Origin of the sequence: Vibrio sp. L85 (genome assembly GCF_963871815.1) — a bacterium.
GTDB classification, from domain to species: Bacteria; Pseudomonadota; Gammaproteobacteria; order Enterobacterales; family Vibrionaceae; genus Vibrio; species Vibrio harveyi.
Map to the genome: position 1 here is coordinate 281,165 of NZ_CAWMYL010000243.1, position 24,109 is coordinate 305,273.

Here is a 24,109-nt window from a genome sequence, read left to right on the forward strand (position 1 = left end):
GTTCGTCTTTATGAGAAGCCAAAAACGCAGTAGAAGTGACCAATAAACGCTACCCCAAAGGGGCGTCTAAAATTAACCGCGAAAGATAAACAGCCTCTGGAGCAGTAAAAGGAAAGTGGGTGATGAATGAACAATAAAGCGTTAGGGATATTAGCGGTGCTATGCGGTTCCGTGTTGGCGGGTTGTACCTCTTCCGATCATTCCGGTTCCTCATCTTCGGCTTATTACGCTTCTGGTTACTACGACCCATGGTGGTACGATCATGATGATTATTGGATTTACTACTACCCAGGTTGTTGTGATAACGATGACGAGTATAAAGAGAAGTTGGAAACGTGGTGGAACGGTTTGGATGAAGAACAACAACAATCCATCAAAGACAAAGTTGAAGATTGGAAAGACGATGATATGTCCGCCAACATCGACACCATGAAACGTCAGCTTGACGATCACTGGCAATCGCTACCAGAAGAACAAAAGCAGGAGATTCAAACTAAATGGGAGAATCGTCCGGAACGCATCGAACCAGCGTTGATGCAAGACAAAGCATTGAAAGAAAAAGTGCAACAAAGAGAAACGCGACCAGAGACAAAAGTTCAGCGCCCGGCGGCAAAACCTAGCATTCAAATGCCTAAAACACGTCCAAATATACAGCCCAGACCGAGACTTCCTCGCCGTTAATTATAAGGCGAGCTGGGTTTAGTTCGTCTTTTCCTACGATCAAACAAAAAGGGCGCATTGTGCGCCCTGTACTTTGCATGGTGTTATCTTAGTTGATTAGTACGTTGCTTCGCGCTCCGCTGCTGCTTTATCCCAATCTGGAACCACGGTCTCTAAGAAGTGTTTCTTGTCCGCGTTCATTTTTTCCATATCCATCCCAAGAGCTTGTTGTGCTTTGGCCTTAGTTGAAATATCAGGGATCTGTACTGGGTCAGTAATGCCTTTCGTCGCTAGTAAACGAACCAGCTTAGTACGGGCGTCTGCTGCGCGGTCGACTGCAGTACCCAGTACTTCAAGTGCCACTTCAGGCGCGTGCATATGAACGCCATGAGAGGCAATTGCGTAATCCCAACGCCATTGTGCATGGCGGATATCTTGAAGGATAGGTTGCATCTCTTCTTCTGTTGCCCCGGCTTTCCATGCAGCTCCTGCCTCAAAGTGCGCTGCCACGATTTGCTTCTCGGCAGTGAGCTTCATGTTCAGTACTTGCGCTTTGCGAGTCGAAACGATGCCTTGCAGCTGTTCTTTGGTTTGGGTATGACATTGCGCACACGTGTCTTCGAAACGATCAAATGGGTTACCCACTTTGTGATCGGTGTAAACTGTGCCGTCTTCTTTGGTTACTTTAGGCATGTGACAGTCCACGCAGACCACTTTGTTTTTGCCATGGATACCATCACGCCACGTTTCGTAACCCGGGTGCTGTGCTTTCAACATTGGTGCCTTGGAGACTGCATGCGTCCAATCTTTGAAATTTAGCGCGTCGTAGTATTTCTCCATGTCATTAACGGTAGTGCCCATGTCCCATGGGAATTTGACGGCTTTCGTCGGACCCGTAAAGTAGTACTCTACGTGACATTGCGCACATACTGATGCTTGTTTATCTAGGCGAGATTGCTGATCAAAGTTTTTGCCTATTGTATCGAATGCACGTTCTACGTATGGACGGGTCAATGCTAAAGCAGGCTCACCTTTCTTAAACTCTTCAGAGCGTGTGTCATGACAGTCAGAACAACCGATCGGGTTGACGATTTCTGAGCCTAAACGTGCCCATTTCCCTTCGAAATAACCGTCTTCACCTCGCTCTTCAATCACACGCGCCACATCTGGGCTTTTACAGCTCCAACACGCCATTGGCATGGGACCGGACTTCTCATCGCTAGGTGCACCGGTACGTAGAGTTTGGCGAACATCATCGAGTGCGTAAAAGTGACCGCGTGCCTTGTTGTAGTCTTTCGCGAATCCATAGCCTGCCCATAAGATTACCATGTTCGGATCTTCGCCTAGGGCATCTTCAATATGTTCGCTCTCAGAGGTGGCTTTCCATGAGTGGTATTGGTCAGGGTGTTGTTGCTCAAAGGCATCATTGCGAGGGTCCATGAGACCTTTCTCTTCTGCTGCCAACGGAGCGCCGGCCAAAAATAATTGGCTGGCGAATAAGGTCGCAACCGCGATTGGTGCGCTCATCCAGTGTTTTATGCTCACGGTGTTATCTCCATATTCGTTTTTATTAGCAGCGTTGTGAGGAGCTATTCCAAATAAGAATCGGAGATCTAAAGTTAATATTATTAGTTAATTAAGGAGATGAAATAGTGAGCGAAACTTGTCTTGTTTTAGATCAATTTACACCAGTGATCTCAATCATATTTAGATTTATATACCTCTAAAGGGGTAGTGGTTAATGTCTTGTTTGATAAGGGGTTGGCTTTTTAACCATTTTAAAAATAGGGTGATTTAGTTCGCTTTTTGAACAGGTGTTTCTACCCCTTATGAATAATAGAGGTATTATAAATATAGGTTTAGCGTTGTGGCTTTCCGAAATAAGAATTGATGTCATTTGAAGATTTGGAAAATATCTTCAGAGGAAATTAATTGTCGCTCAAATAAATAGTTGAGAATAGTTATCAATTATTATCGAGCTAAGGAAAGAAAAATATGGGCAATATAAAATTGACCATAGAGACAATGCTGAAATTTCTCTTCATCCTTGCCATCTATGGTTTTACCATCGCCGCCCATGCGACTTCTTCAGAGCCAATTGATGGAGCTCAATCTGAGCGTCATCAAGTCGAGTTGATCCGTGACAGAGACTATAAATGTCTGCAATGTCACAAGGATGCCAAAGAGACTCTGAACCTTTCGCATGATCCTCAAGCGTTACTCAGTCAGGGTAAACAGCTTAATTGCACCAACTGCCATAGTAATATCGGTCCTGACCATCGAGAAGGCGCGCCTGATGTAATCAAGTTTTCAGCGGCTCAATCGAAAGCGGTGTACGACAAAGTGTTCTTAGACCCAAGCTTGATCCTCAAAGCGAACAGCCAGTGTGTGGATTGTCATACACCAACAAAGCTAAGAGAAAGCCACTGGACACATGATGTGCATGCTAAAAATCTCACTTGTTCAAATTGTCATGATGTACACGCCGCCAAAACTAAAGCGCTGTCGTACGACAGAAAGCAACTGATCAAACAGTGTGTGGATTGTCACTCTGAATTTGCCGTCAAACCTGAGCTCGCAAAAGAAGAGGAGAGATAGCATGAAATGTTCGAGAAGAAACTTTTTAGCCGGCAGCGGCGCATTGATATTGACCACGGGCGTTGCAGGCACCTCTGTTGTGAGCTCCTCTCTTTATGCCAGCGACAGTGAACAAGGTAAACGTTTAGGTATGGTGCATGATGAGAACGCTTGTATTGGGTGTACCGCCTGTACTGATGCCTGTAGAGAAGTAAATAAGGTGCCTGATGGCGTGACACGCCTTAAAATTCACCGTGGTGAACCGATTGGTGAATTTCCTGACGTGGAGTATCAGTTCACTCGAGAGTCCTGCCAGCATTGTGATAACCCTCCTTGTGTATATGTATGCCCAACAGGGGCTGCCTATAAAGATGAAGCGACTGGTATTGTCGATGTACACAAGGAAAAGTGTGTCGGTTGTGGTTACTGTCTTGCTGCTTGTCCTTATCAAGTGCGTTTCTTTAATCCCGTCGACCATTCTGCGGACAAATGTAACTTCTGTAGAGACACCAATTTAGCGCAAGGTAAACAACCAGCTTGTGTTGAATCTTGCCCAACTAAAGCGCTGATATTTGGCGATCTGAACGATCCAACGAGTGACGTGAGTAAAGCGATAGAAAGCCATGTGGTGTACCGCGATAAATCACATTTGGGTACGCAACCTAAGCTGTACAAAATTCCGCATAGTAAAGGGGAGGTGTCATCATGAACGGCTTTGAAAGTGCTTTCCATTTTGACTCGTTAGTCTGGGATTGGATCATCGCGATTTACTTATTCTTAGCGGGCATGTCGGCTGGAGCTGTGATGATCGCGCTCTATCTTAAGCGCAAAGTCATTGAAGGTGATCCGGCGAATAATGGCATCATGAAAGCAATGGCTTGGCTAGCACCATTTGGCATTATCTCGGGATTAGTGATTTTGATTTTCCACTTAACCAAACCTCTCGAGTTTTGGAAGATCATGATTTACTACAACCCGACGTCAGTTATGTCGATGGGCGTCATCCTGTTCCAAGTCTATATGATTGTTTTGTTCGTGTGGATTGGCACTATTTTCCGTCATCAAATCATCCGTTTTTGTGAAGGAAAACTGCCGAGCAAATTGCTCGATTTGGCGGATACTGTCTTGATCAAAGCAGGTAAAGCGAATAATGCCGTAGAATTGTTCTTAGGTTTCTTGGCGATTGTACTCGCGGCATACACTGGCTTCTTATTGTCTGCACTCAAGACTTACCCAATGCTTAACAATCCAGTGCTACCAATCTTGTTCCTATTTTCAAGTTTGTCTTCCGGTGCTGCGGCCAGTTTGATGTTTGGTATCTTGGTATTTAAAGAACCAACCAGCAGTCCTAGTGTGTCATGGGTACACGGATTTGAACGCCCAGTCGTATTGTTTGAGTTGTTTGTCCTAGTTACCTTCTTTACCGGACTGATCTTCAGCGGTGGTCAGAACGAAGTTGCGGCTTGGAATGCGATATCGACGGGTTTTTGGGCACAATGGTTCTGGGGAGGCGTGATCCTCATCGGCATGTTAATGCCTTTGACGCTCAATTGGTTGACGCCTGCCGAAGTTCGTCACAAAGGTGGCTATGTGTTCGTAGTGACTTCTTTGAGTTTGGTTGGGGTATTGATGCTTCGTACCTTCATTCTCTATGCCGGTCAAATGACCATCGTATAAAGGAGGAAAAATGGAGGCTGAGCTGGGATTTTTCTTATTGATACTGGTCGGTGTCGCATCGACTTGTACGGCATTATTGCATTGGATGAGGCGCGCCATGAATAAGAAGGTGGTATTGCCCCATCAAATAGCGATGTCACACATCATCAGCTTAGCCTCTTTAGTTTGTTTAACCCTATTGATCATCAGTTTTATTCAGGACAACTTCGCCTTAGAGTACGTGGTCACTCATTCTAATAGCCAATTGCCCATGGCGTTTAAAATTGCTGCCGCATGGGGAGGACACCAAGGCTCGATGTTGTTTTGGGTGGTCACGTTAAGTCTTTGGGCTTCCTACATAGCACGCAAGTTACCTATTAGTGGGCAATACACCGCTGATTGTTTAGGTATTATGAATATTCTGATTGCGGTGTTTGCGTGGTTTACACTCCTTACTTCTAATCCATTTGAATACGCGCAAGAGTTGGCTACACAAGGGCGGGATTTGAATCCGATGTTGCAAGACGTAGGGCTGATTATTCATCCACCTTTGCTGTATTTGGGCTACGTTGGTTATGCGGCAATTTTGGCATTTGCTCTAGCGGCGCTGTTAGGTCCGCGACCAATTCATGAATGGTATAACGCAGCACGTGGTCCAGTACTTTTTGCTTGGGGCACTCTCACGTTGGGTATCATCGTTGGGTCTTGGTGGGCTTATAACGAACTTGGATGGGGTGGCTGGTGGTTCTGGGACCCAGTAGAAAATGCGTCGTTGCTTCCTTGGCTAACTGGTGGTGCGTTACTTCATAGTGGGGTCATTGCGACGAGAAACAAGGGGGCAATTTGGAGCACTTATGCGTTAGCTTTTGCAACATTCAGCTTAAGTATTCTCGGCACATTTGTGGTGCGTTCTGGTGTGCTCACTTCGGTGCATGCATTTGCTGTAGATCCAACCAAAGGTCTTGTATTGCTTAGCGTGCTGTGTCTGCTAGTGATTGTGACTTTTGCCTTGCTTATCACCAAAGGCGAACATATCGCCCGTTTTCAACTTCGCACATTAACCAGCCGAGCCTACACCGTTTATTTTGCAATTGGATTGCTCGTTATGACGACAGCAATCGTCTTTCTCGGCACCTTTTACCCTATGCTTTATCAACTCTTGGGGGGGGGTTCCCTTTAAGCCTGCTAGCGCTCGTTGCTCTTGCGCTAATGCCCATACTGAAATGGAGTAAAGGCATCAATCAGACGATGGCTTCCCAAACCGGAACTGCAGGCGCGATCTCGTTTGTTGTCGGGTGTGCTTTTATCTTTACTGTCGACGTTATTCATCTGACAAGCCTTATCACGCTAGTATTGTCAACGTGGGTCGGAGTGTCACATGCCTTAATGCTATTTAAAACAGAAAATAGACGTTTGCGGTTACCAATGGTGTTTGCGCATATTGGCTTTGCGGTAGCATGTTGCGGAGCTGTGTTTAATAGTGACTATTCATATGAATATAATCTGCGTGTAGAACCGGGTACTACGTCTCAAAGAGCTGATATTAGCATCGACTATCATGGGATAGAGTGGCGAGTAGGTCCAAACTACACCGCCGAGCAAGGAATGATCGATCTGCGCCTTGAAGACGGTAGCCGTCTCAACTTTACGCCAGAGAAACGCCATTACCCTGTGCGAGTGATGAATATGACCGAACCAGCGATTCGCTCGCGGTGGTATGGGGATTACTATGTGACGTTAGGTGATAAAGTCGATATTCATGCTTATGCGATTAAAGTGCAGTATCGGGCTGGGATCTGGTGGATCTGGATCGGCGGCATTCTAGCGGTGCTAGGTATGTGCACGACATTAATGACGAAAAGAAAAGAGGCATTCAATGCGACCGAGAAATACGCTTAAACTAGCAGGGTTAGTCGCGAGTGTGATTGCATTTGCTGTTGTGGCGACTATCGCGTTATCAGATAGACCGAATGTCGAATTGTCTCAGCAGCGCAATTTATCCATCCCTGAATTTACCGCCACGTCTTTACTTTCGGGTAATGACGTCACTCAGCAAGTTTTTAAAAAGGAACAGTATAAATTACTGAATGTTTGGGCATCTTGGTGCGGCATATGCAAGCGTGAACATGAAGAATTATTGCAACTTGCTGAGCTTGGTGTCGTTATTATTGGACTGAATTATCGAGACAACGATCAAGCTGCTCGTGAATATTTGAGCTCTAAACGAAATCCATACACAGAGGTGATCAGTGATCCAAATGGTAGGCTTGCAGTTGAGCTAGGGGTTATTGGAACACCAGAAACGTATTTGATTGATCAAAATGGCAGGGTGTTGATCAAATATCGAGGTGAGTTAACTTCGGATAAATGGAACGATATATTTTCAGGTTATTTGAATGTTTCGATTTAATTATCTATTTCTCATGCTAGTCACGTTTGCGTTATTTTCTTCTTCGCTAAAGAGTGAAGAAATTGTGCAGAATGTTGATCTGTTTGAGTTTCATTCTATTGAACTGCAACAACGCGCAACGAGATTAGCCAAGACATTACGCTGTCCGCAGTGTCAGAACCAAAACTTAGTTGAGTCAAATGCGCAGGCTGCAAAAGACCTGCGTTTGAAAGTGTATACCATGGTGAATGAAGGCCATTCAGATCAAGAAGTGAAAGATTATTTGGTGACTCGTTATGGGAATATTGTTCTATATAAACCACCATTTAATTATTCTACTGCCATGCTGTGGATCCTTCCGGCGTTATTTTTGATCTTTTTTGTCCTATATTCGATCCGAATGATAAGGCGTGATTAATGTGACCGTTATTCCACTATTAAAAATAAATTGTGCACATAACAAACAGAATGTTATCATTTTCTCGAATTTATGAATGCTTCAGCGAATAGCAAACGATATAAATTGAGCTGGAGGAGTAATAAAGAATGAATAGGTGTACGCAGTGGATTCAGTTATAACGCAATTAAAAAAGGACTTTTATTCGCAGATTCGTGCATTGCAGTCACCGAAACTGCCTCAAGTCACTTCATCTCTCGCGGTGTTGACCGACGAGGAAATTCAAGAACTCGAAGCGGTCTGGATTGAGCTCGCCGTGTGGAAGCGAAGCCAAACGCATTGAATGCCAGATTTTAATAACTCTTTCTAAACCCCAGGCAAATATGTCTGGGGTTTTTTTATTGTAGTTCGTCATAAATGTTATATTATAACAATTGTAAAGTCGGCTAGCGGGTGTTATTCCGATAGGATTTCCAAGCTTGTCACACATAAGAATAGGGCTCGTTGTGATCTCAACATTGAAAAATGCGGTATCAATCCCCATAGTTGAAGAGCAAATGAGAACAATCCCATGAATGCAATAACGAACATGCATCAAGCAATAAATCGAGTGAGTGTAGATATGGCGGAAGTACGTGCCAGAGTAGATTTTAAAGTCGGGGCTAACAGTAACATTGATGCCGAAATCCTGTCTTTTCGCGGTCTGAAGACGGATAAAGAGCATGTAGCAATTATCTTTAAGCAAGCAGACCAAACACAAGACATGCCTTTAGTGCGCATGCACTCTGAGTGTCTGACTGGTGATGTGTTCCACTCTTCACGCTGTGACTGTGGCGAGCAATTGGAAGAAACCATCAACCGAATGGGTGAGTCAGGTGGCATTATCTTATATCTTCGCCAAGAAGGTCGCGGGATCGGTTTGTACAACAAAATTGATGCGTACCGTTTACAAAGCCAGGGTATGAACACATATGAAGCCAACAACCATCTAGGCTTTGATGATGACTTGCGCGATTTCACCGAGGCGGCACAAATGCTTGAGGCGTTAGGGGTTGGAAAAATCCGTCTCGTAACTAATAACCCTAAAAAAATCCGTGAGTTATCGGAATACGGAATTGAAATTACAGAGGTTGTCAACACTTCAGCGCACATTAAAGATGGCAATGAAAATTATCTTAAAGCAAAGGTTTCACACGGGAAACACCACCTAAAGGTTTAATCTTAAAGATAAATTTGACAATAATGACTGTTAAAGGCCTCATTTTTATGAGGCTTTTTTTGTATCTGGAGTTGCAAATAAATTGTAAATTTGTATTATCTCGGGACAAAAGTGCAAATAAGAATAATTAGCACTACCAATACGATAATTAAAATGCTCAACAAGGATGCTTCAGATGAATGCAAAAACAGTATTAGTCCAATCTATTGCTGCATCACTCCTCATTGCCAGTGGTTCTACGGTTGCTGCGACAGTAACTAAACAACAAGTGGTCGAACATTATGCTGACGTGGCACACGCCGTGTTCGCTGATTCTGTGACTACAGCGAAAACACTCGACGTAAAAATCGATGAGTTTCTTGAATCCCCATCAGCGAAAAAGCTTGAAGAAGTTAAACAAGCTTGGCTTGACGCTCGCGTACCATACCAACAGTCTGAAGTTTTCCGTTTTGGTAACGCAATCGTCGATGATTGGGAAGGTCAGCTTAACGCATGGCCGCTCGATGAAGGTCTGATTGACTATGTCGCTTCTGATTACCAATATGAGCTTGGTAACGAAGGTGCTGCAGCAAATATCATCGCAAACACAAGCCTACAAATTGGTGCGTCTAAGCTAGACGTTTCAAAAATTACACCAGAGTTGCTAGCGGATCTAAACGAAGTGGGTGGCTCTGAAGCAAACGTTGCTTCTGGTTACCACGCGATTGAATTCCTACTTTGGGGCCAAGATCTAAATGGCACAAATGCGGGTGCGGGTCAGCGTGCTTATACTGACTTTGTGGTTGGTTCTGAATGTACGAATGATCATTGTGACCGTCGTGGTGAGTACCTAAAAGCGGCTGCAGATCTGTTGGTTCAGGATCTTGAGTGGATGGAGAAGCAGTGGTCTTCGGAAGTAAAAGGTAATTACCGTGAAGAGCTTCTAAGCGAATCTGCGGATAATGGTCTTCGTAAGATGTTGTTCGGCATGGGCTCTCTGTCTCTAGGTGAACTAGCGGGCGAGCGTATGAAAGTAGCGCTAGAGGCAAACTCTACTGAAGATGAGCACGATTGTTTCTCAGACAACACGCATAACTCTCATTACTACAATGAGCAAGGCATCTACAACGTTTACACAGGTACGTACAAAGGTGTTGACGGAAAAGAACTGTCTGGTCCAAGTATTGCGGATTTAGTCGCTCAAAAAGACAAACAAGCGGCAAAAGAGATCCAAAAGCAGTTTGATACAACACGTAGCCAAGTGGGCGAGCTGGTTACTTCTGCAGAGAAGAATAACCAACACTTTGACCAGTTGATCGCAGCTGGTAATACGCAAGGCAATGCGCTAGTCAATGACACGATCATGTCATTGGTAGCTCAAACAGGTGCGATTGAGCGAGCGGCGAACATCGTCGGTATCGACAGCTTAAGCCCTGATACTGCTGATCACGAGTTTTAATAAGAAAACCATAATAAATAAGGGCTCTTTGTGAGCCCTTTTGCCGTTTGAGCTCGTTGTTATCACACCTGTCGTATTAGTAGAGCAATGATATGAAGCCATACCTATATTCTGCGCTAGTCGCGCTCCTTTCTTCTTCTGCCATGGCTTATGATGTTAAGTCTGGTGGCAAAACTAGCGTCAAAAAAGACGGCGCTAACGCGTATTCTCTTCCTGCTGCCAACCTGCCGATGAGCAAACGGCTGGACTTTAGTGTCGGCAACAGTTTCTTCCGTAACCCTTGGGTACAAGCGCCTGCATCAACAGACGCTCGCGATGGACTGGGACCTTTGTTTAACACGAATGGTTGCCAAAACTGCCATATCAAAGATGGGCGTGGTCATCCGCCGGAAAAAGACGATTTGCATGCGGTCTCTATGCTAGTGCGCCTCAGTATTCCAGCAATGACTCCGGAGCAGAAAAAAGCGTACATCAAAGATGGCGGTATCCCTGAGCCAACTTACGGTGGGCAGCTACAAGATTTTGCACTGCAAGATCAAACGCCGGAAGGCAAGATCAATATCAGTTACACCGACGTGCCAGTTACTTTTAAAGATGGCACCAAGGTCGTACTCAGAAAGCCAGTGCTGCAAATTACGGATTTAGGTTATGGGGCGATGCACCCTGATACAGAGTTCTCTGCACGTGTTGCTCCGCCAATGATCGGTCTTGGTTTGCTGGAGAGCATTCCTGATAAAACGTTGCTGGCTTGGGCTGACGAGCAAGATACAAACAAAGATGGTATTTCTGGCAAAGTGAATAAAGTGTGGGACATCGAAAAAGACGATTTCTCAATTGGTCGATTTGGCTGGAAAGCAGGGCAACCGACGCTCATGCAACAAAACGCCGCGGCATTTAACGGCGATGTGGGTCTGACTAGTCATTTGTTCCCGAACGAAAACTGCACTTCTAAGCAGACGATTTGTGATGACATGCCTAATGGCGGCAAACCAGAGGTGAGTAAAAATATCCTCGATTTTGTTGAGTTCTATAGTCAACATCTCGCAGTACCGGCACGTCGAAATATCAATGATCCCGAGGTTCAGCTTGGTCAGCAGATTTTTGCGTCTTCTGGCTGCGAAAGTTGCCACAAGACGAGCGTAAAAACCGCTAAGCGACCGGAATTACCGGCTCTTTCTGAGCAACTTATTCACCCTTATACCGATATGCTTCTGCATGACATGGGTGACGGCTTGGCAGATAACCGTCCTGAGTACCTAGCGAATGGTCGTGAATGGCGAACCGCGCCGTTATGGGGGATTGGTTATACCGAAGAGGTGAATGGTCATACTTACTTCTTACATGATGGTCGTGCACGTAACTTAATGGAAGCCGTATTGTGGCACGGCGGCGAGGCAGAAACGGCTAAGCAAAACGTTTTAGCGCTCAACAAGAAAGAACGCGACGCATTGATCGCATTCCTGAATTCTCTATAAGGAGCCAACCATGAAAATAACTTTGTTAGTGAGTGCGATTGCCGCAACGTTAAGTTTGGCTGGCTGCCAATCGACAAACGGGTCAAGCTCTGTTGAGCCCGAGAGTACAAGCCATATTTCACAAAACGTATACGAGGTGGAGTTTAACGCGGCACAGGCGTTTGTAACTCAGACAACCAAGTTAGAGCAGAGCCTCACAGAATACTGTGCTTCACAAATGAAAGCCGACGCACAAATTAAGCAGCAATGGCATCAAACCATGTTGGTGTGGATGGCATTACAAGGGCAAGAGCGTGGACCTGCGACCGCATTAGAGCAGAGCTGGAATGTGCAATTTTGGCCAGATAAGAAGAACACGACTGGACGAAAAATGTCGGTCTTAACGAAGTCTGACCAAATTTGGAGCGCAGAGGATATTTCGACTCAAAGCGTAACAGTACAAGGGGTGGGTGCGCTGGAATGGTTGCTTTACGACAAGGCGTCGAGTTTATCTACTAATAGCAATACGTGTGCTACCAGTATTGCGATTGCAGAAAACCTTAATAACAAAGCAAACATCATTGCAGATTCATGGGCACAAAACCCATGGAAGTCATTAGACATGACGGAGTGGGAGTCTGAGTACATTTCGTTGCTGTCTAATCAATTAGAATACAGCATGAAGAAGCTGAGCCGCCCATTGGCCAAAATAGGCAAACCGCGTCCTTATTTCTCAGAATCATGGCGTTCACAAACTTCATTGTCTAACTTGAAGGCTAACCTTGAAGCGTTACAGGCTCTCTATCTTGCTAACGGCTCTGGTTTAGATGCATTGCTTCGTGAGCAGGGGCATAGTGAACTAGCTGATCGTGTTGTTCATCAATTTGATATGGCATTGGATACGTGGCCTGAAGATAAAAGTTTGTTTGCCGCGCTGCAAACCAAAGACGGTTATCGAATGGTTCTCGCACAATACAACAAGCTTGAGCAACTGAAGTATCTGATCCACGAAGAGGTGGCTATCGAACTTGGTGTCGTTATAGGATTCAATGCAACCGATGGTGACTGATCAAACTCGCCGAACCTTGCTGAAAGCCGCTTTGTTTGGAGCGGCTGCCCCTGTTCTGCCGTTCGGTTGCACTTCAACAAACACACGCGAGCCTGCTTTGATTGGCTGCTCTATCATTGGACGCGACAAATACGCTGCCGTAGTTGCCGATGAACATGGCATGCCGCTGTCTTCGCTGCCAATCCCTGAACGGGGTCATGGCGTGGCGACCAACCCGCAAGGTCATGCGGTTGTCTTTGGTCGTCGTCCCGGCACCTTTTTTATGGTGTTTGACTATCGTTCGGAGCAAATGGTCAAACTGGAGTTAGCAAAAGCGGACCGCCATTTCTATGGGCATGGTGTTTACTCCCATGATGGTCATTACTTATTTGCTACTGAGGGGGAAAGGGGAACAAGCCGAGGGATCATCGGAGTTTATGATGCGCAAAGGCAGTATCAAAAAATTGATGAATTGAGCGGATTTGGTCTCGGACCTCATGAAGTCATCATGATGCCTGACGGTGCTTTAGCCATTGGTGTTGGTGGCGTCCACACGAATGGACGTGAGCCGCTTAATCTAAATACCATGACGCCAAGTCTGAGCTATCTTTCGCAAGAAGGAGAATTATTAGACCAAGTGTTTTTACCCGATCATAAGCTGAGTATTCGTCACCTTGCACATGATGGTGTTGAGACAGTGCTTTGCGGTCAGCAATATCGTGGTGAGCCAGATGAATACCCAGCTTTGATCGCCATGCATACGCGTGGTGGTGAGATGCAAGATTTGCAAGCTGAACCGGAGCAGTGGGCGCGTTTTAATCATTATGTGGCAAGCATTGCTGCGACAGAAGATTGGATATTAGCAACATCACCTCCGGGAAGTTGTTACGGTATTTGGTCGAAATCCACCGGACAGTTGGTTGAATTGAATGCACTACCAGATGCTTCTGGTGTCGTCACTTACGGTGATGAGTTTCGCGTCAGCTCTGGCGCAGGGAGAGTGGTCGAACAAAGACCTACAGAGTCAAAGAATACTTTTGCTAGCGGCGTTCAATGGGATAACCACTGGGCGAGAATTGTCTAGAAAGATCATTAAGTAACATCTTATTGAGGATCTTGTTGGCATTTTCGTTTGCAGATTCTTAATTTTAAAGCGGCAACCCGTGAGATATTTGCCATACTTTTTTTATGGCACGTAACGAAGGGATCGTTTCAGTGATTGCTAGACTCATAATGATAACGGCACTTTTGGTGCCGTTTTGCAGCTTTTCAACCGTGGTTTCTCCCGATGCATCTGCACAAACAGAGCAAGAGGGCGCGGTTGATCAGTTGTCTGTGGAGAAGATGATCCACTATCCAGATGTCATCGATCAGCTCTACCAAAGCACCAACTACCGTCTCAACTGGGAAAATGAAACTGATGTTGATCAACTCATCTTTCAAATTGAGCTGGTGGCATTGGCGGATGTGACCTCTGAATTTGATGACCAACTGCGACGTATTGAACAAGTACGCGAACAAGGTGATGAGCTTGACTTTGATCTGGTGATGAGTGATTCACTCCTCATGTATTTGTCCTACCTTGAACAAGTTCCACAAGAAGGCATCAATTGGCTATTTGCAAATAAAGTTCACGTCAAACTGCCTGCGCCAAGTATCGAAACGCTGTCGTTGTTGAGTAATGAAATCACGGTAGGCAAACTTGACCAGTTTCTTGCCGAACTTCGCTCCCCCCTACAAATGGATGCATCATTTAATACCGCCTTTGCTTCATTATCGACTTACGCGCAGTTTGAGTTCCCTTTGTATCAGCAAGAGCAGAGATTGGCGAGAGTCGGAGACGAGCTATTTGATAAATCGAGCCTGATAGCGCGGATGCAAATCGTGGGCGTTGAAGTCGGTCATTTAGACACAGAGACCACACGTTATGATGAAAACCTAGAACTGGCGGTGATGGAGTTTCAACGTATTCATGGCTTGAAGCAAGACGGTATCATCGGTCCCAATACGATTCGCTGGATCAACTTCTCTCCTGAGCAACGATTGCACTCTCTAGCACTTAACGCAGAGCGCTCGCGGATTTGGGCAAAAGAGCGTGACAACGTGGTGTTTGTCAATGTCCCCGGCTACGAAGTGACCTACTGGCATCAAGGACAAGCACTGTTTGAATCCAAGGTAGTGGTAGGGAGAGCATCACGCAAGACCCCAATCATGACGGGCACGCTCGATTCCGTTATCTTAAACCCAACTTGGAATGTTCCTTGGAAGATCATGGTTAAGGACATCATCCCTAAGGTGAAGCGCAATCCCATGTATCTGATCGAGCATAATATCCAGATCATCCGATCATGGACCTCGCAAGAGATCATTGACCCAACCACAATTAACTGGGCAACGGTCAACCCAAGAAGCTTTCCTTACCGGATGAGACAGTCATCGGGTTCGCACAATGCTTTAGGGTTGTACAAGTTTAATATGCCGAACCCACAAGCAATCTATCTACACGATACTCCAAGCAAAAACTTGTTCGATCAAGATCGGAGAGCGTTCAGCTCAGGGTGTGTTCGCGTTGAGCATGCTGATCAACTTGCTGAGTTGCTCTTTAAAACGCAAGGTCTTGAAGAGCGGTTAGCGAAAAAACGTCAAAGTGGACGTCGCTCCAACACCTCAGTGCCTTTGAGTGAGCGAATTCAAGTGCACATCATTTATCAAACCGCGTGGTTAGAAGAAGGCACGCTCTACTACCGTGATGATATTTATCAATACGACGACCAAGGGTAAGGGGCGCACTTAATTTAAGAAAATTTACAATTAAGAAAATCTGTTTTTTGTTCAATAAGTAAGCAAAAAATCCAGCCTAAAAGCGACAAGCCGGACCGGTTTATGCATTTGACGCGTTAAATAGGTTTCGGTAATGTCCGCTGCTCGTACAGTAATTGAGCAGTATATTTGTCATGGTAAGTCGTAATTTTTCCCGTCGTGATTTTCTTAAAATGACCGCTGGTGGTGTTGTGGTCGCCTCGGCGATGCCAAGTTTGTCTTGGGCCTCATTGCCTGATGAACCTCGTGTGCTTGCGATGAATAATCTCAATACTGGTGAGCTTTTGGAGTCATGCTACTTCAACGGTAGTACTTATGTGGACGAGGAACTTAAACGGCTTGATAAGTTTTGTCGTGACCATCGTCGCAACGAAATCCATCCAATGGACCGCCGCTTATTTGATCAAATCAGTCAGATCCAAGCACTGATAGGTACCGATGCAGAGGTAATTGTGATTTCAGGGTACCGTTCGCCTCTAACGAATGCATCACTACGCAACAACTCTTCTGGCGTGGCAAAGAAAAGCATGCACATGGAAGGCAAAGCGATCGATTTTCGCTTAGATGGCGTCAAGCTTTCGACCGTGCGTGATGCCGTATTAAGTTTAAAAGCGGGTGGTGTTGGCTATTACCCACGCAGTAACTTTGTACATATCGATACCGGTGCAGTACGTTCTTGGTAATGCCTGCCTAAGACTTAATTTATTGACGTAGAAAGTCGTTAATTACCCATGGCTCAGCGCTTGAAGTCACTTTGGCTTAGTGTCATAGTTGCCGCAGTTTTCACGAAAATTTATTCGGTATAGGTTATCTATGGCTCTGAAGTACCAAGTTGTTCCCGTAACATCTTTCTCTCAAAACTGTTCTATTGTCTGGTGTGATGAAACCATGAAGGGCATTGTGGTTGACCCGGGTGGTGATGAAAAGCAACTGGCAATGCTGATCAAAGAGTTGGGTGTTGAGGTTGTAAACCTAGTTCTGACACACGGTCACTTAGACCATGTGGGCGGCACTGAACCATTATCTGCTCTTCTTGGTGGCACTGAAATTGTTGGGCCACACAAAGCGGATAACTTCTGGTTGCAAGGCTTGGAAGGTCAGAGTCAAATGTTTGGGTTCCCATTGACTGAAGCGTTTGAACCACACCAATGGCTAAATGAGGGCGATAAGGTCTCTTTTGGCAACCAAACTTTAGATGTTATTCATACGCCTGGACATACGCCTGGTCACGTTGTGCTTTACAGTGAAGAAGCTCGTCTTGCTTTCGTTGGTGATGTTTTGTTTAACGGCAGTGTAGGTCGTACAGATTTCCCTCAAGGGGACTTCAATACATTGATAAGTTCGATCAAAGAAAAGCTGTGGCCACTCGGCAACGATGTAACTTTCGTTCCTGGGCATGGCCCACAATCGACGTTTGGTCATGAACGCAAGACAAACCCATTCGTTGCAGACGAAATGCCTCTATATTAAGGCGCATTGAATTAAGCATCTGGCTCGGCGGCAGCTAAGTAACGTCGAGCCAATCCCACAAACTCTTCAGCTTCTCGGTCTAAGTCACTGGCTGAAATAAACACGTCATAGCCGTAAAACTGCCTCTGATACTTCATTCTATTCGCCAGCATGGCTTGTAGACCTTCGTAATGCATGCCTTCTTGATTAATGTATGGAGCGGGGTCTAACACCATATCTTCAAATTTTGTTTCGCAATTATTTTGTCTTGCGCCTAAGTAAAGCAAAGCTCGTTGCCCTAATAAAATTTCCGTTGCGATTCGAGGACAGATCGAGTTGAGATAAGGGGAATAGTGCTTCAAGCGAATACCAATCCAAGGTAAAGGCTGATGCCAACCTTCTTGCTCGTAGGTGCAAATACCGATTGAATCAATGTCTTTCCAACGTAGTACCCAGCCGCCTTTGAAAAGATGTTGCTGGAAATGAGAAGCGGTGAGCGTGAAAGAGACCTGGCTCTTTTTGATCATTACAATGGCAAAGCCAACGATGAGTGCCATCAAGATCACCGACAACATGGCTTGTTTCCATCCTGGAGCAATTAAAACCAGAAATAAGGTAATCGTGACAACCATAAACATGATCAATTTGTTGATGGGGGAGTCAGATTTGAAATGTGAGTTGCTGAGATGCCGCGTTTCCATGCTTTTAGCCTCATTGAACAATGGTGTTGAGACTCTTGTTTTTGATATTCATTTACTTGCTTATCAGAAACAAAGAACCTCTGTTTTTATACCCAGTATTCAATAAATCCGTTCACAATTTATCTGATTAAATAGTAGACGTTCTATGCAATGAGCGCATTTTTCATCGCGTTTCGCCGCTAAAACCTACAAATCGTTTGTGATTTTTGGTATAAAACGCGCTTCAAATTTTCATCCCTGCTGAGATGCAGTGAACTGGAGAAATATTCAATGAGACTTGCTCATAAGCGTAAAGTGCAGATGAAACTGCAAAAACGCATTAAAGCGACAGTAGCAAACGTAGTTGCAGCACCGAAGGCGGCTAAACCTGTTGTTGAGAAAGCAGCAGCACCTTCCGTTGCTAAAAAAGCTGTTGCTGAAAAAGCAGTAGCTGAGAAGAAAGTAGCTGCAGCAAAAACGGTTGAGGTTGCACTTACTCCTAAGCAGCAACAAGTACTAGATATCGTTGTAGCAAACGCAGAAGGTATCAACCCTAAAGGTATCGGTCTGGCTGCTGGTCAAGAAGACACTAAAGCGGCATCATGGGCTACTGGCGCACTGAAGAAGCTTCTTGAAGAAAACCTAGTTCAAAAAGAGCAGTTAGCAGGTAACAAAGTTATCTATAAAGCAGTTTAATTACCGCTGTAATTCTGTTTTTTGCATTAAATACCTCGGCATTGACCGGGGTATTTTTTTACCTTAAGAGCGGCTTTTTCACTTCTATAATTGAGCATTCTAACGATACAAACCCGTCATTTGTCACAATTTATTAAATACTGTGTAAATTCTTTCGCAGTTAACCACGTACGTGGTTTCTATACTGCTCTCTCCAAATGAAATAGATAACATTCTGATTTTACGACTTTGTTTCATGATGATCGCATATCACCTACGCAGAAATACGTAATACTAACGACTAAGCCTAGCTTATAGACACCGATTTGTTGCGTGTTCATGCCCATTTCTTACTTCCAAGTAATGTCCCATCTTCTATATCGAATCCTTATGTAATGGATGACAACAATAACCTTGGTGACAAAGGACGTGAACGATGAGTCTTATCCAAAAATCTTTGAAACGAGTACTCAAAGCGACAGCGATGGTAGCAACCATGGCATTTGTAGCGACTTCTGCTAACGCTGCTGACGATAAAGTGTATCGCTTGAAACTAGCGGAGACTTGGGGACCGAATTTCCCTATCTTCGGTGATGCAACAAAGAACATGGCGAAAATGGCAGAAGAAATGTCAAACGGACGCCTACAAATTCGTATTGATTCCGCAAACAAGCATAAAGCGCCGCTTGGCGTGTTTGATATGGTGAAATCCGGTCAGTACGACATGGGACATTCCGCTTCTTATTACTGGAAAGGCAAAGTACCAAACACCCTTTACTTCACCTCTATGCCTTTCGGTATGTTGCCAACAGAACAGTACGCATGGTTTTACTACGGTGGTGGCATGGAGTTGATGGAGAAGGTTTATTCTCCGCATAACTTGCTGTCTTTCCCTGGTGGTAACACCGATACCCAGATGGGCGGTTGGTTCCAGAAAGAAATCAAATCAGTAGATGATCTAAAAGGTCTGAAAATGCGTATTCCGGGTTTCGCTGGGGAAATTCTCGCAGAGCTGGGTGCAAAACCAACAAACATCGCACCGGGTGAGCTATACACTTCTCTTGAACGACGCACGATTGATGCATTGGAGTGGGTAGGACCATCTCTGGATTTGCGTATGGGCTTCCACAAAATTGCTCCTTACTACTATACAGGTTGGCATGAGCCAGGTACCGAACTGCAGTTCCTAGTGAACAAACGTACTTGGGAACGCCTACCGGATGATCTAAAAGCGATCTTGCAAGTAGCGATGAAAGCGGCGGCTTACGATATGTACACGCAGTCTAAACATGAAAGTGGTAAGAACTGGGCATCTATCCAATCAGAATACCCAGACGTACAAGTTAAAGATTTCCCACCAGAGGTGATTTCAGCGCTGCGAGAAGCGAACGAGCGTTTGCTAAAACAGCATGCTGAGAAAGACGCGCTAGCGAAAGAAATCCAAGAGTCACAAGCAAGCTACATCGAGCAAGTACGCCCTTGGTCTGACATTTCACACCGAGCTTACTTAAACAGCCAAGCTCAGCAATAACTTCGTATCGCAGGCTATTTCGAGTGATTTAGCCTGCCAATGAAGCCCAAGAAAACTTCTCTTAGAGAAGGTCATAACAAGTGCTCCGCGAACCAGCGGAGCCAATCTCCCCCACGTTCCATGGAGTTCGGAATGAGAAGCCTTATTTATATTGAGCGAATCTTTAACCGCTTCGGTGATTTTCTAGGCTGGTTATCCAGCATCTTATTTATTTTGTTGCTAGCGAACGTGGTGTACGACGTTGTCATGCGCTACGTGTTCAATGACGTCTCGATCGCCTTTCAAGAAATGGAATGGCACCTTTTCTCTGCCGTGTTTTTACTTGGTGTGCCTTACGCAATTAAATCCGGCGGGCACGTACGCGTAGATATTTTCTATGAGCGCTTGTCATACAAAGCGCAGTCCATAATCGACATTTTAGGCACCTTACTTTTTTTGTTTCCCTTTTGCCTATTGGTTGCTTGGTTTGGTGTCGACTTTGCCAAAGAGAGTTACGCGCTGGGCGAGACATCTGGAGATCCGGGTGGTTTGCCATACCGATGGATCATTAAAGGTATGATTCCACTTTCGTTTTTGTTTATGGCGGTAAGCGGAGTTGGTTTGCTGCTTCATTCCATCAACAAAATTGTTAACCCTCATCTTATCTATGCCGGTAACAACGGTAAGTCGTAAAAGGAATTCAGTATGATCGGTATAGTGATGTTTTTTGTGGCGTTATTTGCGCTACTGCTTGGTTTTCCTGTTGCCTTCACCTTTGGCGGCATCGCATTAATTTTTGGCGTATGGGCCGAAGGCATTGAGATGTTTGCTTTCATGCCTTATCGCATTCAATCCATCATGGAGAATACGGTACTGATGGCAGTACCTCTGTTTGTCTTCATGGGATTAGTGTTGCAAAAGACCCGATTGGCTGAGCAATTGCTTGAGTCGATGGGGCGTTTGTTTGGTGGTATTCGCGGTGGTATTGCCATTTCAACCGTGTTGGTGGGTGCCTTGCTTGCCGCATCAACGGGGGTAGTCGGTGCATCGGTAGTGGCAATGGGGTTGATCTCCTTGCCAGTGATGCTTAAGTACAATTACGACAAGGGATTGGCTTGTGGCACCATCTGTGCGTCGGGCACGTTAGGTCAAATCATTCCGCCTTCCATAGTTTTGATTCTTCTGGGGGATGTTCTCGGTGTACCAGTCGGGGATTTGTTCCAAGCCGCAGTGTGGCCGGGATTGGTGCTGGTGGGCGCGTATGTGATCTACATTTTGATTTACGCCAAACTGAACCCTGAAGCAGCCCAGCCTATCGAGCGTGATGAGTCTATCAGTCGTAAAGAAGAAGTGATTACTGCGTTGAAAGCCGTACTGCCACCGTTGGCGCTGATTATTGTTGTTCTCGGCTCTATCTTTGCGGGTATTGCTACTCCAACAGAGTCCGCAGCACTGGGTGGGGCTGGTGCAATTGTATTGTCGTTGCTTTACAAACAGTTTAGCTGGTCGATGGTGTATGAAGCTTCGAAAGAGACCGTAAAAGTGACCGCGATGGTCTTTGCGATTTTGCTTGGGGCAACGGCATTCTCAATGGCGTTTACGTACACTGGGGGGGATTATCTTGTTGAAGAGTGGATGTTGGAACTTCCGGGTGAAAAATGGGGCTTCTTGATCATTACCATGTTAGTCATCCTTATCCTTGGATTCTTCATCGACTTCGTAGAAATCTGTTTCATTATCGTGCCAATCATTGCACCTGTTGCCGAGTTGATGGGTATCAACATGACTTGGTTTGCGATTTTGATTGCGATGAACCTGCAGACCTCATTCCTAACACCGCCTTTTGGTTTTAGTTTGTTCTACCTAAAAGGTGTGGCTCCAGCAGGCGTGACCACTCGGGATATCTACCGTGGTGTGATGCCATTCATTGCGATTCAGATTGTGGTACTTGCTTCATTGTTATTTTTCCCAGGATTCTATGGCATGTCCTAATGCAAGTAAGAAGCAAGGAATTGTGATGTGAAAATTTTCACCTTTTGAGACAAGTTGTTAAGCTGATTAGCGAGCAGGGTCTGTGATGTTTCGAACCGATTTTAATCGCGAAAGGTCAACAGCCCCAAGCCTAATCAGCGTTTCATTGGAGGGAAAGGATGCCTCTCAAAGCCAAGTTAATCTTGTTGGCACTGATCCCTGTGGTTTTGGTGTCAGCCAGTATCAGTTGGATTTCCATTTACCAAGCGAAAACCTTGGGGCAGCGTGAGGTGGAAATCTTTCATCAGAACTTAATTCAATCCAAAGAAGCGGCACTAAAAGATACCGTAGATCTCGCCTTTGATGCCATTTCTCATATCTATAACGATCCTATGCTTGAAGAGGCTGACGCGAAAGCGCGCGTAAAAGCGATCCTAAACCGCTTACGTTACGGTTCAGACGGGTATTTCTTTGCCTACGATAAGCACGGCACGAACCTTGTTCATCCCATTCTCCCGGACTTAGTCGGACAAAACTTACTGCATATTCAAGATGAAAATGGCGATCACCTGATTGAGGCTCTGCTTTATCAAGCGCAGCTTGGGGGCGGGTTCCATCAATATCTATGGCAAAAGCCCTCTACGGGGGAGGTGGTACCAAAGCTGAGCTATGCGGCATGGCTTGATAAATGGGATTGGATGATTGGCACTGGGTTGTATATTGAAGATGTGAGCCGTGAAGTCGCCAATATGCGTGCGGCAATCAATCAAAATATCGAGACTACCTTTTTCACCGTGGTGATTATTCTGGTGGTTACGGTGGCGGTGATCATCGTATTGACACTTGCTATCAATTTACACGAGCATCGTTTAGCGGATAAGAACCTAAAAGAGCTTGCCCACAAAACGGTGATGTTCCAAGAAGATGAGAAAAAACATCTGGCGAGAGAGCTCCATGATGGCATCAATCAATTGCTGGTTTCGAGCAAATGTCACCTCGATTTGATGGCGCATCGTATTGAAGATGAAAAGCTCAAAGCTCACCTAGATAAATCTCAACGCTCGTTGATCACTGCGATTAATGAAGTACGCCATATTTCTCACCAACTGAGACCAAGTGCCTTGGATGATATTGGCTTAGAAGCCGCGCTTTCTACATTATTGCAAGATTTTCATTCGCACTCTGGTATGGACATCGATAGCCACTTTGATACCGAGCAAGTGAAGTTGAAATCTGAAGTGGCTACAACCTTGTATCGTGTGGCTCAGGAATCTTTAAACAACATTGAGAAGCACGCCAAAGCAAAAAAGGTCACAGTAATTTTGCAAAAAATGGGCAATATGCTGCAATTACTGATACGAGACGACGGTACGGGTTTTATGGTCAACCCTTCAGTGCACCGACAAGGAATTGGATTGCGGAACATGCGTGAGCGTGTTGAGTTTATCGGAGGCGAGTTTGAACTCATGAGCGAGCCCGGTTTGGGGACGGAAATCACCGTATTGTTAGATTTGGATGGATTAGTTTATGGATAAACCAATTAGCGTGGTGATAGTTGATGACCATCAGGTGGTGCTTGATGGTTTTATGGCGCGTTTGGAACTGGAACCTGATATTGATGTGATTGGTACGGCGAGTAATGGGCTTGAGGCAATTGAAGTATCAAAGCTTCTCAATCCAGATGTCATCTTGATGGATATCAGTATGCCAATCATGAATGGCATTGAAGCTACTGGCGTAATTAAGGAAGAGCGTCCAGAGAGCAAAATTTTAATGCTCACCATGCACGACAACCGTGAATACATCATGAAGGTGATGCAAGCTGGTGCGGTAGGTTACATGCTGAAAGAAATTTCAGCAGAGAAAATGGTGCAAGCAATAAAAACGGTGAACCAAGGATCGACTTACTTTTGCGAATCCGTTACTCAGACCTTATTTACGCAGGATGTCGTCCCGGCAGCGCAAAAGCCGAACCCACTTAGCCGCAGGGAAGAAGCGGTACTTAAGTTAGTGGCGCAAGGAAACAGCAGCAAAAAGATTGCGACGCTGTTGGACATTAGCTATCGAACGGTAGAAACGCACCGCCATAACATCAAACACAAACTGGATTTGCACTCGACGGCTGAGTTGGCGAAATACGCTTTTGAAACAGGATTGATAGAGTAG

23 protein-coding genes and 1 pseudogene are annotated in these 24,109 nt (G+C 45.2%); 22 read left to right on the forward strand and 2 right to left on the reverse strand.

Annotated features, from left to right (window positions below; translation table 11 throughout):
• Positions 1-126 precede the first annotated feature (126 nt).
• Complete coding sequence (locus AACR11_RS24095) at positions 127-681, forward strand: hypothetical protein (protein WP_029790964.1); 555 nt, start codon at positions 127-129, stop codon at positions 679-681.
• A 96-nt stretch (positions 682-777) separates the two neighbouring features.
• On the opposite strand, the gene nrfA is transcribed toward AACR11_RS24095, so the two are convergent.
• A complete protein-coding gene (gene nrfA / locus AACR11_RS24100; protein WP_005445107.1) occupies positions 778-2,205 on the reverse strand; it encodes an ammonia-forming nitrite reductase cytochrome c552 subunit in 1,428 nt (475 codons plus the stop codon).
• A 450-nt stretch (positions 2,206-2,655) separates the two neighbouring features.
• Between nrfA and nrfB the strand changes: the two genes are divergently transcribed.
• From nrfB to AACR11_RS24175, 15 genes and pseudogenes are all read left to right on the forward strand, one after another.
• The gene (gene nrfB, locus AACR11_RS24105; RefSeq protein WP_029790966.1) at positions 2,656-3,258 is read left to right on the forward strand and encodes a cytochrome c nitrite reductase pentaheme subunit; all 603 of its coding nucleotides are present in this window, start codon (positions 2,656-2,658) and stop codon (positions 3,256-3,258) included.
• 1 nt (position 3,259) lies between these two features.
• A complete protein-coding gene (gene nrfC, locus AACR11_RS24110; protein WP_017189460.1) occupies positions 3,260-3,946 on the forward strand; it encodes a cytochrome c nitrite reductase Fe-S protein in 687 nt (228 codons plus the stop codon).
• Positions 3,943-4,914, forward strand: coding sequence for a cytochrome c nitrite reductase subunit NrfD (gene nrfD, locus AACR11_RS24115; RefSeq protein ID WP_005445111.1), 972 nt, complete (start codon positions 3,943-3,945; stop codon positions 4,912-4,914). Before nrfC ends, nrfD begins: the two co-directional genes overlap by 4 nt.
• 10 nt (positions 4,915-4,924) lie before the next feature.
• Positions 4,925-6,792: pseudogene (locus AACR11_RS24120) on the forward strand (heme lyase CcmF/NrfE family subunit).
• Positions 6,770-7,303 carry a DsbE family thiol:disulfide interchange protein gene (locus tag AACR11_RS24125; RefSeq protein WP_005445115.1) on the forward strand — a complete coding sequence of 178 codons (534 nt, stop codon included), beginning with the start codon at positions 6,770-6,772 and terminating at the stop codon, positions 7,301-7,303. Before AACR11_RS24120 ends, AACR11_RS24125 begins: the two are co-directional and overlap by 23 nt.
• Entirely contained in the window at positions 7,290-7,700 is a 411-nt protein-coding gene (gene nrfF / locus AACR11_RS24130) for a heme lyase NrfEFG subunit NrfF (protein ID WP_005445117.1), read from the forward strand. The genes AACR11_RS24125 and nrfF overlap by 14 nt, the downstream gene beginning before the upstream one ends.
• Before the next feature lie 145 nt (positions 7,701-7,845).
• The gene (locus tag AACR11_RS24135; RefSeq protein WP_005445119.1) at positions 7,846-8,022 is read left to right on the forward strand and encodes a hypothetical protein; all 177 of its coding nucleotides are present in this window, start codon (positions 7,846-7,848) and stop codon (positions 8,020-8,022) included.
• 279 nt (positions 8,023-8,301) lie between these two features.
• On the forward strand, positions 8,302-8,898 hold the full coding sequence (locus AACR11_RS24140; protein ID WP_005445121.1) for a GTP cyclohydrolase II: 597 nt from the start codon (positions 8,302-8,304) through the stop codon (positions 8,896-8,898).
• Between the two features lie 175 nt (positions 8,899-9,073).
• Complete coding sequence (locus AACR11_RS24145) at positions 9,074-10,336, forward strand: imelysin family protein (protein ID WP_005445123.1); 1,263 nt, start codon at positions 9,074-9,076, stop codon at positions 10,334-10,336.
• A 92-nt stretch (positions 10,337-10,428) separates the two neighbouring features.
• Complete coding sequence (locus AACR11_RS24150; RefSeq protein WP_029790970.1) at positions 10,429-11,811, forward strand: di-heme oxidoreductase family protein; 1,383 nt, start codon at positions 10,429-10,431, stop codon at positions 11,809-11,811.
• Between the two features lie 10 nt (positions 11,812-11,821).
• Positions 11,822-12,859, forward strand: a complete 1,038-nt coding sequence (locus AACR11_RS24155) for an imelysin family protein (RefSeq protein WP_029790972.1) — start codon at positions 11,822-11,824, stop codon at positions 12,857-12,859.
• Positions 12,840-13,922, forward strand: coding sequence for a DUF1513 domain-containing protein (locus AACR11_RS24160; RefSeq protein WP_029790974.1), 1,083 nt, complete (start codon positions 12,840-12,842; stop codon positions 13,920-13,922). Before AACR11_RS24155 ends, AACR11_RS24160 begins: the two co-directional genes overlap by 20 nt.
• 104 nt (positions 13,923-14,026) lie before the next feature.
• The gene (locus AACR11_RS24165) at positions 14,027-15,619 is read left to right on the forward strand and encodes a L,D-transpeptidase family protein (protein ID WP_017817911.1); all 1,593 of its coding nucleotides are present in this window, start codon (positions 14,027-14,029) and stop codon (positions 15,617-15,619) included.
• Positions 15,620-15,792: 173 nt separating this feature from the next.
• Positions 15,793-16,341 (forward strand): DUF882 domain-containing protein, encoded by a 549-nt coding sequence (locus AACR11_RS24170; protein WP_079325152.1) that lies wholly within the window; start codon positions 15,793-15,795, stop codon positions 16,339-16,341.
• 130 nt (positions 16,342-16,471) lie between these two features.
• Positions 16,472-17,128, forward strand: a complete 657-nt coding sequence (locus AACR11_RS24175) for an MBL fold metallo-hydrolase (protein WP_005445137.1) — start codon at positions 16,472-16,474, stop codon at positions 17,126-17,128.
• Between the two features lie 11 nt (positions 17,129-17,139).
• Here the strand turns inward: AACR11_RS24175 and AACR11_RS24180 are convergent, their stop codons facing one another.
• Positions 17,140-17,808 (reverse strand): DUF2982 domain-containing protein, encoded by a 669-nt coding sequence (locus tag AACR11_RS24180; protein ID WP_005445138.1) that lies wholly within the window; start codon positions 17,806-17,808, stop codon positions 17,140-17,142.
• Between the two features lie 270 nt (positions 17,809-18,078).
• Here AACR11_RS24180 and AACR11_RS24185 point away from each other — a divergent pair, with 270 nt between their 5' ends.
• The 6 genes from AACR11_RS24185 to AACR11_RS24210 all read left to right on the forward strand — a co-directional run bounded on the left by AACR11_RS24185 (position 18,079) and on the right by AACR11_RS24210 (position 24,109).
• Positions 18,079-18,483: a hypothetical protein gene (locus AACR11_RS24185; RefSeq protein WP_005445139.1), complete on the forward strand. Its 405-nt coding sequence runs from the start codon at positions 18,079-18,081 to the stop codon at positions 18,481-18,483.
• Between the two features lie 415 nt (positions 18,484-18,898).
• Positions 18,899-19,993 (forward strand): TRAP transporter substrate-binding protein, encoded by a 1,095-nt coding sequence (locus tag AACR11_RS24190; RefSeq protein WP_005445140.1) that lies wholly within the window; start codon positions 18,899-18,901, stop codon positions 19,991-19,993.
• A 132-nt stretch (positions 19,994-20,125) separates the two neighbouring features.
• Positions 20,126-20,665, forward strand: a complete 540-nt coding sequence (locus AACR11_RS24195) for a TRAP transporter small permease subunit (protein ID WP_005445141.1) — start codon at positions 20,126-20,128, stop codon at positions 20,663-20,665.
• A gap of 12 nt (positions 20,666-20,677) precedes the next feature.
• Positions 20,678-21,964, forward strand: coding sequence for a TRAP transporter large permease (locus AACR11_RS24200; protein WP_005445143.1), 1,287 nt, complete (start codon positions 20,678-20,680; stop codon positions 21,962-21,964).
• Between the two features lie 158 nt (positions 21,965-22,122).
• Positions 22,123-23,478: a cache domain-containing protein gene (locus AACR11_RS24205; RefSeq protein WP_005445145.1), complete on the forward strand. Its 1,356-nt coding sequence runs from the start codon at positions 22,123-22,125 to the stop codon at positions 23,476-23,478.
• Complete coding sequence (locus AACR11_RS24210; RefSeq protein WP_005445147.1) at positions 23,471-24,109, forward strand: response regulator; 639 nt, start codon at positions 23,471-23,473, stop codon at positions 24,107-24,109. The genes AACR11_RS24205 and AACR11_RS24210 overlap by 8 nt, the downstream gene beginning before the upstream one ends.

Coding starts and splice junctions, on each gene's coding strand:
- AACR11_RS24095 (WP_029790964.1), top strand. CDS start 127: ATGAACAATAAAGCGTTAGGGATATTAGCGGTGCTATGCGGTTCCGTG.
- nrfB (WP_029790966.1), top strand. CDS start 2,656: ATGGGCAATATAAAATTGACCATAGAGACAATGCTGAAATTTCTCTTC.
- nrfC (WP_017189460.1), top strand. CDS start 3,260: ATGAAATGTTCGAGAAGAAACTTTTTAGCCGGCAGCGGCGCATTGATA.
- nrfD (WP_005445111.1), top strand. CDS start 3,943: ATGAACGGCTTTGAAAGTGCTTTCCATTTTGACTCGTTAGTCTGGGAT.
- AACR11_RS24125 (WP_005445115.1), top strand. CDS start 6,770: ATGCGACCGAGAAATACGCTTAAACTAGCAGGGTTAGTCGCGAGTGTG.
- nrfF (WP_005445117.1), top strand. CDS start 7,290: ATGTTTCGATTTAATTATCTATTTCTCATGCTAGTCACGTTTGCGTTA.
- AACR11_RS24140 (WP_005445121.1), top strand. CDS start 8,302: ATGGCGGAAGTACGTGCCAGAGTAGATTTTAAAGTCGGGGCTAACAGT.
- AACR11_RS24145 (WP_005445123.1), top strand. CDS start 9,074: ATGAATGCAAAAACAGTATTAGTCCAATCTATTGCTGCATCACTCCTC.
- AACR11_RS24150 (WP_029790970.1), top strand. CDS start 10,429: ATGAAGCCATACCTATATTCTGCGCTAGTCGCGCTCCTTTCTTCTTCT.
- AACR11_RS24155 (WP_029790972.1), top strand. CDS start 11,822: ATGAAAATAACTTTGTTAGTGAGTGCGATTGCCGCAACGTTAAGTTTG.
- AACR11_RS24160 (WP_029790974.1), top strand. CDS start 12,840: ATGCAACCGATGGTGACTGATCAAACTCGCCGAACCTTGCTGAAAGCC.
- AACR11_RS24165 (WP_017817911.1), top strand. CDS start 14,027: ATGGCACGTAACGAAGGGATCGTTTCAGTGATTGCTAGACTCATAATG.
- AACR11_RS24170 (WP_079325152.1), top strand. CDS start 15,793: ATGGTAAGTCGTAATTTTTCCCGTCGTGATTTTCTTAAAATGACCGCT.
- AACR11_RS24175 (WP_005445137.1), top strand. CDS start 16,472: ATGGCTCTGAAGTACCAAGTTGTTCCCGTAACATCTTTCTCTCAAAAC.
- AACR11_RS24180 (WP_005445138.1), bottom strand. CDS start 17,808: ATGGAAACGCGGCATCTCAGCAACTCACATTTCAAATCTGACTCCCCC.
- AACR11_RS24185 (WP_005445139.1), top strand. CDS start 18,079: ATGAGACTTGCTCATAAGCGTAAAGTGCAGATGAAACTGCAAAAACGC.
- AACR11_RS24190 (WP_005445140.1), top strand. CDS start 18,899: ATGAGTCTTATCCAAAAATCTTTGAAACGAGTACTCAAAGCGACAGCG.
- AACR11_RS24195 (WP_005445141.1), top strand. CDS start 20,126: ATGAGAAGCCTTATTTATATTGAGCGAATCTTTAACCGCTTCGGTGAT.
- AACR11_RS24200 (WP_005445143.1), top strand. CDS start 20,678: ATGATCGGTATAGTGATGTTTTTTGTGGCGTTATTTGCGCTACTGCTT.
- AACR11_RS24205 (WP_005445145.1), top strand. CDS start 22,123: ATGCCTCTCAAAGCCAAGTTAATCTTGTTGGCACTGATCCCTGTGGTT.
- AACR11_RS24210 (WP_005445147.1), top strand. CDS start 23,471: ATGGATAAACCAATTAGCGTGGTGATAGTTGATGACCATCAGGTGGTG.